The following is a 10,715-nucleotide window of genomic DNA, read 5'->3' on the forward strand; positions in this document are numbered from 1 at the left end:
ATCAACTTTAGTATCATGGCACCGAGGACCATCTTTACTATGGCTGGGGAGCAGTACCGTTATTTGGAGAATCAAGGGGGTGGGAATCATTTGATTATTCGGAATGATTCATTAAGAGGTCATCTTCCTGCAGCACAAGAAACAGCTCTTACAAACTGGTATGCTGGTCTTGACTCAGCAGTTCAAGCTATGGTGCAGCCTGTAGCAAATGTATTTACAACTGCTCATGTGAGGCCTTATGACCTTGATTGGAGTGATCCAGCAAGATGGCAGGTACTTAATCTAGATGATTTCCCTGATATTGCAGCAGATATTAGTACAGCTGTTTCAACGGGAACCCCTCGGGCTTTCGCACTTTCCATGGCGGACATTGTGCGACTATCTGGTGCAGGACTTGCTTTTACAAGTAATGAAAATCGTGCAGGCATAGGTTCTAGCTGGTGGTTCCTACGTACTCGTTCTTCTGAAACAGGGAGTGGTATTTGGAGAGTCGGTTCTGGCGGAGGTTTAGGCGCTTGGTCAAGTCAACATCCGAGTTTGGATACTGGTGGAGTTCGGCCTGCTCTCATAGTTAGACAGTAATGCTAAAAAAAAAAGAGGCATATTATAGCCTATAAATGAAAAAGAAAAAATCCCACCAATCTGATGGGATTTTTGAGTTGCCTTTATTTCAAACTGTTGGCTTCCATGATTTCGTCAATGAAACCATAGTCCAGTGTTTCTTGAGCAGTCATCCAGTTGTCGCGTTCTGCATCTGCGTGAACTTTTTCTACAGATTGACCAGAGTTTTCGGCCAAGATTTTTTCCAAAGTGTGACGGGTTTTGAGCAAGTGCTCAGCAGCGATCGCCATATCTGTTTGCTGTGTACCACCACCAGTACCGCCCATAGGTTGGTGAATCATGTATTCTGCGTGTGGCAACATGAAGCGTTTACCTTTTGTACCGCTAGAAGCGATGATTGTCCCCATAGATGCAGCGATACCCATAACGATGGTTTGCACGTCAGACTTGATGAAGTTCATAGTATCAACGATAGCAAGACCAGCAGAAACAGAACCACCAGGTGTATTAATGTAGAGGTAAATATCCTTTGTACTGTCTTGAGCATCCAAGAAGAGAAGTTGCGCAATGATGGAGTTTGCCATACCATCCTCAACGGGTCCAGTCAACATAATGATACGATCTTTCAACAAACGACTGTAAATGTCATAGGCACGTTCGCCACGGCTTGATTGTTCAATAACAGTAGGCACTAAATATCCCATAGATAAGTCTCCTTTTTCAATGTTTTATTCTATTATAAATTAAAGGTCAAAAAAGGTCAAAAAATAAGCACGTTTGACATGAAAGAATGTCCGGCTATAATAAGAACAGGAGGAAAAATGATGAAAATTGAACACATAGGTATCTGGGTAAGGGACTTGGAAACAATGAAGGCGTTTTACGAAAAATATTTTTCAGCAAAGGCGGGGAAGAGGTATCATAATCCCAAAACAGGTTTTACTTCCTACTTTATGAGCTTTGCAGAAGGGGCCCGCATAGAACTCATGCACCGAGCAGATACACAAGAGGTTTTCCCTGAAGGCCTGGGCTTTGCTCATCTTGCAATACATGTGGGCAATGAACAAGAAGTGAACCAAAGTGCTCAGCGGTTTTCAGAAAATGGTTATGAAATTTTATCAGGTCCTAGAAGGACAGGAGACGGTTATTATGAGGCTGTAGTCCTTGATCCCGAGGGCAATAAAATCGAAATTACAGCTTAGGATTAAAATTTTTTAAAGAAATAAGTTTTAAAAAATTAGTCATTTTGCTATAATAATAGTATGAATTCAGAACTTATTATTTCTATGCTTGTTGCTATGATTGCAGGAGCTTGGCTTTTTATTGCAGGGATGTATATTTACAAACGATATGATGAAAACCGCTATAAAAAGCGCTTGGCTATCGAGAAACTTTTACGCGAGATTGAGGTTCGTAATACTTTAAACCAAAAGATTATTGAAATTCTAAACCGCCCCATCATTGGAGATGACGAAGCTATTGTAAATCCTCAGAGTGATGTAAAAGTTCCTTTTTATGACTATAATTTTTTGAAAAATTACACTTCTATGTATAATTTGTACATTCCAGCTTATTTCTTGAGTACTTTTTTCAAGAATCTTTCTCAGCACTTGGCTGTTTTCGAAGACGAACAAGATTTGAAAAATGGAGGCTATATTTTCAAGGAAGCTCGTCCAATTTTCGAGAACTTTTCTGTTCAAATTACAGAGGATATTGAGGCCAAGAAAAAGGAACTGGAGAAAGCAAAAAACATTTATCCATCTATGCTGAAACGCCAGCATTACAACATTTAAATACTTTCTAAAAATCTGTCCAATAGGATAGATTTTTTTAGAATAAAAGGGAAAAGGGTCTTTTTTTTATCTGTCAATTATGCTATAATAGCAAATGCTAATACCGCTAGGTATTATAAATATAGACTGTGGATTTTTCCATAATAATATAAAGAAGTAATATGAAGGAGAGAGGGATGCTTACTATTTATACAGCCCCATCTTGTACGAGTTGTAAAAAAGCTAAGACTTGGTTGACTTATCACAACATTCCATTTCAAGAGCGTAATCTCATTGGTGATCCGCTTTCAGCAGAAGAAATTAGCCGCATTCTTGAAAAATGTGATGATGGTGTTGAGGGGCTCATTTCTAGTCGTAACCGTTTTGTTAAAACACTGGGTGTTGATTTTGAAGACTTATCACTATCCGCAGCCATCAAAATCATTTCTGAAAATCCACAAATCATGCGTCGTCCGATTATCATGGATGAAAAACGTCTACATGTAGGATACAATGAAGAAGAGATTCGTGCTTTCTTACCACGTACCGTACGTATCTTGGAAAATGGTGGCGCTCGCTTACGCAATGCCATCTAAAAAATGCAATTATTCATAAACGCCCATGGTGGCGTTTTTTGCTTACCAGCACATCAAAAAGTAAACAAGCAGCCAAGGAAGTTTTCATAGAGTGGAGCATTTTACAACTGTTACTTAAGTGATGGGACAATTCTCCAAATGCAAGGTATTGTTCCTCTTCCTACTGTGACAAATTGCCCATAAACACCGACTTCGTTAGCTTTCCTGTCGAAAAATTTATAGATGTTTTGGTTAGGATAGAAAGGATCACTTTTTACGAGAACAGCAAAAGCAGTTGCATCTTTTGGCTCTCCTAGATAGAGAGAGCCATTAGAGGATATAACCACATAGTTACGCTCGGCGGAGAAAGAATTTCCAAACCTTATATAAACTCGCCCGTGACCCGCATCTTTAAAATAAACTTCTTTACGATTACTGAGGGAAACGTAATCCCAGTTATGATCCCAACTTAGATATGTTTCCAAGCCTAAGTTACCTAGAAAATGATTGTCATAATCAAAGAGACGAAAATACAAAGGTGTATCAAGAGGTAAGCTGTTTTCTGTTTTTAAAGAAGCGGTGCTATCTTTATGAGCATCAGCTGTGGCTGTCATCGCCTGTGTAGATAAAGCAAAGATAGAGAGCACAGTTAATAACATGGCTGCTCCTGAAATTAATCCCTTGAACATAGTTCTTCTCCTAAAAATTTTTTGACATGAATTTGACTGCATGTTGAGAGCAAATCTGTAGTGACATTATATTGTTATAAATGAGAGGAGGCCCAAGTGTCTAAGTAAATCGTGCACGGTGAGAGACTTGACCTCAGTTCTGGAAAGAGGATGTTGCCTATAATATCTTCTCTGTTTTGAGCAGGAACCGAAGCGCTTTTTAGTGTCAAGTCCCTCTTTTTTAGAAGCTGTCGCAGCTTATGCCTAAAGTTTTCGTACGATGTTCCAGACAGTAGGTCGTGTTCCTGGTCCTACGGTGATGTATTTGCCATAGGTTCCTATCCCTCTGTAGTTTCGATCAAAAAATTCATAAATTTTTTGATTAGGATTGAAAGGATTGCTTTCCGCGATTACAGTAAAAGCTTCTGCGTATTTTTTATTTCCTAAGAGGAGGTAGCCTTTAGGAGATATTACCACATAGTCATATCCTTCCCAATATGCTTGTCCAGAGCGTATATAAACTTTACCCTGCCCCGCATCTTCTAAATAAACCTCCTTAAAAGCAGATAGATAGAGAAATTCCCAAGGCAAGAGGTTCCAATCTAGGGTTGTCGTTAATCCTAAACTCCCTAAAAAATGGTTGTTATAGTCAAAGGCACTAAACAATAAAGGAGTGTCAAGGGGCAGAACTCCTTCATCCTTTGGATTTTGAGAAAGCAGGACGTGACTATGAGAAAAATCTGCGGCTGCAACTGCAGACTTGGGAAAAGCAAAGACACAAAGTGCACTTAATAAAACAGAGCTCCCTACGATGAGTCGATTGAACATAACATTTCTCCTTAGATATTTTTGGATGATTTTAACCATGCCGGTTTTCGAGAAAATATGTAGCGGCATAATGAACTGTAACAGGACGCTTTATTGTTTCTATCCCGAATAAAGCAGGCTGATATAAACTTATGGTATCTAGGGTTGCTTTATAATTTTCCAAGTTGCTGGAGCTGTTCCTAGGCCTGTTGTAATGTATTTTCCATATGTCCCTATGGGGCTATAATAATGATTGAAAAATCTATAGCGTTTTTGTTGAGGATTGATAGGATCGTCTTGCTCGTAAGTGAGAAAGGCTTCGGCATATTTTTTCCCCCTAGGTAAAGATAGCCTCTGGAAGAAATGGCCACATAGTTATGTTTGCTACAGTTTGGTTTACCAGACCTCATATAGACTTTATTATTTCCGGCATCTTCCAAGTATAGAGGTTTATAAGTATCCATGTAGAGTAATCCCAATCATGACCGTCCCAATCTTTTGAGGAAGTTAAGCCCAGATAACCAAGAAATTGGTTGTTGTAGTCATAAACTCTAAAAAGTAATGGCGTATCAAGAGGTAAAGTTTCTTCTGTTCTTAGGTCTTGAAAAATCGCCTTATTTTTCTGACACTTAGCTGTAGCGACATGTGTAGGTGAAGCAAAGATACAAGTCACTAACACAGCCGTCCCAAACACTGCTCCTTTTAACATAAATTTTCCCCTCACTGTTTTCTAAATCTGAGAGACTTCCAAAAATTCTTGAAAACAAATCTATAACAGCATTTTAAATACAAAGGTAGGAAATGTAAAGACATCAGGCAGGCAAAAAAGTTTAAGGATAGGAAAATAATAAGATGAAAATTGAGAAATAAGCAAGACTGCTTCATATAAAATATATATATCAGAACTTTTTATCTGAAATGATAAAGCAAACAAGACCGAAAGTGTTAAGTATGAAGGAGACACTGAGAACTTTTTGAAATTGACTTGTTTTATATGGATTAATTGAGCTTTCTTAATGTTTCAAGCTGCTTGCTGAAGTAATGGTAATTTCCGAAAATATCAAAAAACGTGCTTTCTTTGAGGAAGCACGTTCTTGCTTGAGGAAAGCTAAAAGTGATAAATGAGACCTGAGTGCCCTTTTTTACTTGCAGGACTTAGGCTAACTTTCTCTCTTGATTGCCCTTTCAAGACTGTCCGTTAAGTTTCTGAGTTGAATTTGGCATGGGCACGAGCTTCCAAGCTGCAAACGTGGTCCCTTTGCCAATCGTAGCAAAGTCGCCATACATGCCGAGACCTCTAAAATCTTTGTCGAAAAACTCATAGAATCTATAGTTGGAGTTCTTAGCATCGTCTACTCCAGATACAGCGAAAGTTGCTGCATAGTCTTTGAGACCTAAGTACAAGAAGCCTTGAGAAGATATTGCCACATAGTCATATCCCTTCCAGTCAGCCTTTCCAGATCTTAGATAGACTCTGCCATTTCCAGCATCTTCTATATAAATCTCCTTAGCTGCATCTGCATCATGTTCCATATGGAGATAATTCCAATTCAAACTAACAGATAATCCTAGATAGCCCAAGAAAGATTCCTTTTCACTGAATCCCATGAATACTAAGGGAGTATTAAGCGGTAAATCTTTTGGTGGTGTTGATTTGACTCGGGAAGTTAGAGCAGGACTTCCAGACAAGCCAGATGTGGTTGCCGACGCATGGGTCGGTGAGTTTGCCACATAAACAATACCCAACAATACAAAGATGCTTAGCATCAATCGTTTTAACATAACATTCCTCCTAAATGTCTTCTAATTTTGAAATGACTTTGCACTCAGTGTCTCTTGAAACCGGATCCATAAGCGTATTGTAAATATAAAACCTTAAAATGTAAAGGTTTTGGATAAGTAAAAAAGTCCATGGAAAAGGGAGAAATATTGCTGTGTATTCAAAGACAAGAGCTACTGGACAAATAAAAATATGTATAAGGGATACTTTTTTATTGATGAAAAGTTAAAAGGGAGGAGGACAATTATTTTAGAAGCTAAAGGCTAGAGAAAATGCTAGAAATCCGAAGTACATAGGAAAATCACATACTTTGATGCTAACTTAAAAATAAAAAAATTATACCTGATTAATGGCACATGTTGGAAATCTAAAAAAATACCAAAAGAACGTGCATTTCATGAATAGAAAACACGTTCTTATTTAAAGAAACTAAAAGTAATCAACACAGAAGTCTGAAACTTTGACTTCATGGAGTGGCTAAACAATTTATCCGGTCATTTTACGGACCTGCTCCTAAGTAGCTGCTGTCTCTTCTTTCCGGATGAGAGATACTATTTATTTGTCTGGCTTACTGTGGCCGTGTTATTAAGGTTGGGGGATAATCTGCCAAAATACTGGAACAGTACCTCCTCCAACTGTGACATATCTACCATACACGCCTACGCCTCTGAACTTACTGTCGAAGATATCATAGAGTTTTTGACCAGGGTTAACAGGATCGTTTTCTGAAGTGATAGTAAAAGGCTCTGCATGTTCTTTAGTACCTAAGTACAGGTAACCTCGGCTGCTTATTGTTACATAGTCATACTCTTCCCAAGAGGGTTTTCCAGCGCGGATGAAAAATTTACCATGTCCGGCATCTTCTAGATACATTTCCCCATAGGTATCCATGTAGAGGTAATTCCAAAAAAAAAACTAGAAGTCAATCCCAGATAGCCTAAAAAGTTATTATTGTAGTCAAAGCCCCTGAGTACTAACGGGGTATCAAGAGGTAAGGTATCGTCTGTATTTTCATTAGATTGGGAAGACGGTGGTGCTCCCACTGTGGATGCAAAAGCATGATTTGGTGCACCAGACAAACAAAGCACACCCAACAAAACAGCAAAACTCAGCATTAGTCGTTTTAACATAACATTCCTCCTAAATGTCTTTTAGTGAAGCAATTTTCATTTTAGAGACTCTTGAAACCGGATCCGTAATTATATTGTATAATACAAAGTGTAAATTTGTAAAGAGGACAAAGACCTGTAAAGGGGATGAAAAATTTATAAAGAAGAACGAAATAATCTGGAAGATATACAGAGCAAGACAGTTAAAAAATTAAAATGAACGTGTGGGAGAAACTTTTTCTTCTCATTATTTCTTGAAGAACATAAGCAAAGTAAAATTTGATAGAAAAACAAGGTAATTTTCTAAGAGAAAATTTACTTTGTTTTACGTTATAATAGAAGAATGGATATTTTTGATACACATACACACCTCAATTCGGATGAATTTATAGGTAGAGAAAAGGAGATTATCGCTCAGGCACATGAGCTGGATGTTCATCGCATGAATATCGTTGGGGTTAACCGAAAAACAAATGATTGGGCGATGAAGCTTGCTACAGAGTTTACGGAATGCTACGCAACGATTGGTTGGCATCCTGACGAATGTGGCAGCTTTGATCAAGCAGCAGAGCAGTATTTGTTAGAAAACCTGCAAAAAGATAAGGTATTAGCAGTGGGCGAGATTGGGTTAGATTATCACTGGATGGTGGAGGCGAAGGAGCTTCAAGAGAAGACTTTTCGCCGTCAGATTCAAATTTCCAAGGAAGCTGATGTTCCCTTTGTCGTGCACACACGGGATGCACTGGAAGACACTTATGAGATTATAAAGTCAGAGGGAGTTGGTCCTCGTGGCGGTATTATGCACAGCTTTTCTGGGGGCTATGAAGAGGCTAAAAAGTTTATAGAACTTGGGTTAATGCTATCATTTTCAGGAGTGGTTACCTTTAAGAAAGCGCTGGACGTTCAAGAAGCAGCCTCAAAGCTCCCTCTAGACCGCATACTTGTCGAAACGGATGCACCTTATCTTTCGCCAATGCCTTATCGTGGCAAGGAAAATCAGCCAGGTTATACACGCTATACAGCTGAAAAAATCGCTGCGCTTCGGGGCCTGACACTAGAAGAGGTGGCAGAGCAAACTTATGCCAATGCGCTTAAGGTATTTGGCTTATCATGACAAAAGAAAAAATTGACAAAGTCATTGTTGTTGAGGGGCGTGACGACACCACTAATCTCAAACGTTTTTATGAGCTAGACACTTACGAAACTGGGGGCAGCAGTATTGATGCTACGGATATTGAGCGCCTGAAAGTGCTTCAAGAAAGACGCGGACTCGTTGTTTTTACAGATCCAGACTTTCAAGGGGAACGTATCCGCAAGATTATCATGCAAGCTATACCTGAGGCCCAGCACGCCTTTTTGAAGCGTGAAGAAGCACGGCCTAAAGGTAAAGGCTCTCTCGGGGTTGAGCATGCAAGATACGAAGATTTACAAAAAGCTCTAGGACATTTAACGGGGGGCAAGCTTGTTTCACCGACTGTAACTCAGGCAGACCTCATTACATTTGGCTTAATTCTTCGCCCCGACAGTCGTCAGCGGCGTGAATACCTCTGTGAAGAACTCCGGATAGGCTATGCCAACGGCAAACAAGTTCTCAAGCGACTTAATATGTTTGGCATCTGTGTAGAGCAAATAGAAGAAATAATGAAGGGCTACAAATGAAGAAAGCACTTGAAATAAAAAATTTAAAAAAAGTATATGATTCGGGTACAGAGGCTTTGAAAGGCATTGACTTAAGCGTTGAAGAAGGCGACTTTTATGCCTTACTTGGACCAAACGGAGCAGGAAAATCAACAACTATCGGTATCATTACCTCACTTGTGAACAAAACATCAGGAACGGTCAAGGTCTTTGGCTATGATATTGATAAAAATCTCGTTCAAGCCAAGCAACAGCTCGGACTTGTACCACAAGAGTTCAACTTCAATCAGTTTGAAAGAGTCCAACAGATTTTAGTCAACCAAGCAGGCTACTACGGTGTACCACGTAAAGAGGCGCTCAAACGCTCTGAAAAATATCTGACCCAACTTGAACTCTGGGATAAACGTAATGACCGCGCAGGACGATTGTCTGGTGGCATGAAGCGGCGTTTGATGATTGCGCGTGCCTTGATGCACGAACCGAAACTTTTAATCTTAGATGAGCCAACGGCCGGTGTTGACATTGATGTACGTCGCTCGATGTGGGAATTTCTTGCGCAGCTTAATGCATCAGGAACAACGATTATCCTGACAACGCACTATCTGGAAGAAGCAGAAATGCTCTGCCGCAATATCGGAATTATTCAGTCAGGACAAGTCATTGAAGATACAAGCATGAAAAACCTCTTGTCAAAATTGCAGTCAGAAACCTTTGTCTTAGATATCAAAGCGACTGGTGCCGTTCCAAAACTCAGTGACTATACGATGAACATGATTGACCCGCAAACATTGGAGCTTAAGATTGAGCGAAACCAAGGGATAAATGCTGCCTTTGAGCAGTTGACAGAACAAGGCGTTCAAGTCCTCTCCATGCGTAATAAATCCAACCGCTTGGAAGAACTTTTTGTTAAACTTACCCACGAAGAGGAGGTGAAGAATGCTTAAACTTTACTGGACAGCAGGTAAATCTCTTGCGATTAAAGAGGTGACACGTTTTATGCGTATCTGGGTGCAAACTTTAGTCCCACCTGTGATTACAACAACGCTTTATTTCATCATTTTCGGGAAAATGATTGGGTCGCGTATCGGGGATATGAATGGCTTTTCCTACATGCAATTCATCGTTCCTGGTTTGATTATGATGTCAGTCATTACAAGTTCTTATGCAAATGTTTCATCAAGTTTCTTCTCCCAAAAGTTTCAGAAGAATATTGAAGAACTGCTTGTTGCCCCCGTACCTACCCACGTAATTATCTTAGGCTTTGTTGCTGGTGGAAGTTTACGTGGTCTACTTGTAGGAACGTTTGTTACGATTATTTCCTTGCTTTTTGTTCCTTTGGTGGTAAACTCATGGCTGGTCATCCTTGTGACTTTACTCTTGACGGCCTTCCTTTTTTCACTGGCAGGTTTACTGAATGGAGTTTTTTCCCGCTCTTTTGATGATGTCTCGATTGTTCCGACCTTTGTTCTGCAGCCTTTGACCTATCTGGGGGGCGTTTTCTACGCTATCTCAATGCTGCCGCCGATTTGGCAGGACATCTCTAAGATAAATCCCATCGTTTACATGATTTCAGGTTTTCGCTATGGTTTCTTGGGTCTTCAAGATGTGGCGCTTTGGATTAGTCTTCTTGTTTTGCTGGGTTTTGTTGTTGCTCTCTATGCTATTTGTTACTATTTTATTGAACGTGGACGTGGCTTAAGAACATAAAAAATGATACTGGATAAAGAAGGGACAGGTAGGTCTCTTTTTTTTTTGTAAGCCTAACAGCTAAACTGAACTGGTTTTTTCTCATCAAACACTCATTT

General features: G+C 39.6%; 14 protein-coding genes and 1 pseudogene. 8 read left to right on the forward strand and 7 right to left on the reverse strand.

All coding sequences use genetic code 11. The annotated features are described in order from the left end of the window. A pseudogene (locus B4H39_RS05225) lies at window positions 1-582 on the forward strand (hypothetical protein); the annotation flags it as partial. A gap of 83 nt (window positions 583-665) precedes the next feature. On the opposite strand, the gene B4H39_RS05230 reads toward B4H39_RS05225, so the two are convergent. Further along, window positions 666-1,265: an ATP-dependent Clp protease proteolytic subunit gene (locus B4H39_RS05230; protein WP_202231700.1), complete on the reverse strand. Its 600-nt coding sequence runs from the start codon at window positions 1,263-1,265 to the stop codon at window positions 666-668. Window positions 1,266-1,385: 120 nt separating this feature from the next. Between B4H39_RS05230 and B4H39_RS05235 the strand changes: the two genes are divergently transcribed. The 3 genes from B4H39_RS05235 to spx all read left to right on the forward strand — a co-directional run bounded on the left by B4H39_RS05235 (window position 1,386) and on the right by spx (window position 2,929). Beyond that, complete coding sequence (locus B4H39_RS05235) at window positions 1,386-1,763, forward strand: VOC family protein (RefSeq protein WP_202231701.1); 378 nt, start codon at window positions 1,386-1,388, stop codon at window positions 1,761-1,763. Between the two features lie 60 nt (window positions 1,764-1,823). Beyond that, window positions 1,824-2,354, forward strand: a complete 531-nt coding sequence (locus B4H39_RS05240; RefSeq protein ID WP_251423231.1) for a hypothetical protein — start codon at window positions 1,824-1,826, stop codon at window positions 2,352-2,354. A 176-nt stretch (window positions 2,355-2,530) separates the two neighbouring features. Continuing rightward, window positions 2,531-2,929, forward strand: a complete 399-nt coding sequence (gene spx, locus B4H39_RS05245) for a transcriptional regulator Spx (RefSeq protein WP_003134024.1) — start codon at window positions 2,531-2,533, stop codon at window positions 2,927-2,929. A gap of 110 nt (window positions 2,930-3,039) precedes the next feature. Here spx and B4H39_RS05250 read toward each other — a convergent pair whose 3' ends face one another. From B4H39_RS05250 to B4H39_RS05275, 6 genes are all read right to left on the reverse strand, one after another. Further along, window positions 3,040-3,597, reverse strand: a complete 558-nt coding sequence (locus B4H39_RS05250) for a hypothetical protein (RefSeq protein ID WP_251423225.1) — start codon at window positions 3,595-3,597, stop codon at window positions 3,040-3,042. Window positions 3,598-3,840: 243 nt separating this feature from the next. Continuing rightward, window positions 3,841-4,404: a hypothetical protein gene (locus B4H39_RS05255; RefSeq protein ID WP_251423222.1), complete on the reverse strand. Its 564-nt coding sequence runs from the start codon at window positions 4,402-4,404 to the stop codon at window positions 3,841-3,843. A gap of 385 nt (window positions 4,405-4,789) precedes the next feature. Next, on the reverse strand, window positions 4,790-5,092 hold the full coding sequence (locus B4H39_RS05260; protein ID WP_251423219.1) for a hypothetical protein: 303 nt from the start codon (window positions 5,090-5,092) through the stop codon (window positions 4,790-4,792). A gap of 476 nt (window positions 5,093-5,568) precedes the next feature. Further along, window positions 5,569-6,165, reverse strand: a complete 597-nt coding sequence (locus B4H39_RS05265; protein WP_202231553.1) for a hypothetical protein — start codon at window positions 6,163-6,165, stop codon at window positions 5,569-5,571. A 583-nt stretch (window positions 6,166-6,748) separates the two neighbouring features. After that, a complete protein-coding gene (locus B4H39_RS05270; RefSeq protein ID WP_251423216.1) occupies window positions 6,749-7,054 on the reverse strand; it encodes a hypothetical protein in 306 nt (101 codons plus the stop codon). Next, entirely contained in the window at window positions 7,027-7,293 is a 267-nt protein-coding gene (locus tag B4H39_RS05275) for a hypothetical protein (protein WP_251423214.1), read from the reverse strand. Before B4H39_RS05275 ends, B4H39_RS05270 begins: the two co-directional genes overlap by 28 nt. Before the next feature lie 322 nt (window positions 7,294-7,615). On the opposite strand from B4H39_RS05275, the gene B4H39_RS05280 reads away from it, so the two are divergent. From B4H39_RS05280 to B4H39_RS05295, 4 genes are read left to right on the forward strand one after another with little or no spacing between them, the layout of a single operon-like run. Further along, window positions 7,616-8,386 (forward strand): TatD family hydrolase, encoded by a 771-nt coding sequence (locus tag B4H39_RS05280; RefSeq protein WP_251423211.1) that lies wholly within the window; start codon window positions 7,616-7,618, stop codon window positions 8,384-8,386. Further along, the gene (gene rnmV / locus B4H39_RS05285; RefSeq protein ID WP_202231558.1) at window positions 8,380-8,931 is read left to right on the forward strand and encodes a ribonuclease M5; all 552 of its coding nucleotides are present in this window, start codon (window positions 8,380-8,382) and stop codon (window positions 8,929-8,931) included. The genes B4H39_RS05280 and rnmV overlap by 7 nt, the downstream gene beginning before the upstream one ends. Beyond that, a complete protein-coding gene (locus B4H39_RS05290; protein ID WP_251423208.1) occupies window positions 8,928-9,854 on the forward strand; it encodes an ABC transporter ATP-binding protein in 927 nt (308 codons plus the stop codon). The genes rnmV and B4H39_RS05290 overlap by 4 nt, the downstream gene beginning before the upstream one ends. After that, entirely contained in the window at window positions 9,847-10,617 is a 771-nt protein-coding gene (locus B4H39_RS05295) for an ABC transporter permease (RefSeq protein WP_251423205.1), read from the forward strand. Before B4H39_RS05290 ends, B4H39_RS05295 begins: the two co-directional genes overlap by 8 nt. The last annotated feature ends 98 nt before the right edge of the window (window positions 10,618-10,715 follow it).

The sequence above is a fragment of the Lactococcus sp. UBA7128 genome (assembly GCF_002492185.1).
Lineage (GTDB): Bacteria > Bacillota > Bacilli > Lactobacillales > Streptococcaceae > Lactococcus > Lactococcus muris.

Coding starts and splice junctions, on each gene's coding strand:
- B4H39_RS05230 (WP_202231700.1), bottom strand. CDS start 1,265: ATGGGATATTTAGTGCCTACTGTTATTGAACAATCAAGCCGTGGCGAA.
- B4H39_RS05235 (WP_202231701.1), top strand. CDS start 1,386: ATGAAAATTGAACACATAGGTATCTGGGTAAGGGACTTGGAAACAATG.
- B4H39_RS05240 (WP_251423231.1), top strand. CDS start 1,824: ATGAATTCAGAACTTATTATTTCTATGCTTGTTGCTATGATTGCAGGA.
- spx (WP_003134024.1), top strand. CDS start 2,531: ATGCTTACTATTTATACAGCCCCATCTTGTACGAGTTGTAAAAAAGCT.
- B4H39_RS05250 (WP_251423225.1), bottom strand. CDS start 3,597: ATGTTCAAGGGATTAATTTCAGGAGCAGCCATGTTATTAACTGTGCTC.
- B4H39_RS05255 (WP_251423222.1), bottom strand. CDS start 4,404: ATGTTCAATCGACTCATCGTAGGGAGCTCTGTTTTATTAAGTGCACTT.
- B4H39_RS05260 (WP_251423219.1), bottom strand. CDS start 5,092: ATGTTAAAAGGAGCAGTGTTTGGGACGGCTGTGTTAGTGACTTGTATC.
- B4H39_RS05265 (WP_202231553.1), bottom strand. CDS start 6,165: ATGTTAAAACGATTGATGCTAAGCATCTTTGTATTGTTGGGTATTGTT.
- B4H39_RS05270 (WP_251423216.1), bottom strand. CDS start 7,054: ATGGATACCTATGGGGAAATGTATCTAGAAGATGCCGGACATGGTAAA.
- B4H39_RS05275 (WP_251423214.1), bottom strand. CDS start 7,293: ATGTTAAAACGACTAATGCTGAGTTTTGCTGTTTTGTTGGGTGTGCTT.
- B4H39_RS05280 (WP_251423211.1), top strand. CDS start 7,616: ATGGATATTTTTGATACACATACACACCTCAATTCGGATGAATTTATA.
- B4H39_RS05290 (WP_251423208.1), top strand. CDS start 8,928: ATGAAGAAAGCACTTGAAATAAAAAATTTAAAAAAAGTATATGATTCG.
- B4H39_RS05295 (WP_251423205.1), top strand. CDS start 9,847: ATGCTTAAACTTTACTGGACAGCAGGTAAATCTCTTGCGATTAAAGAG.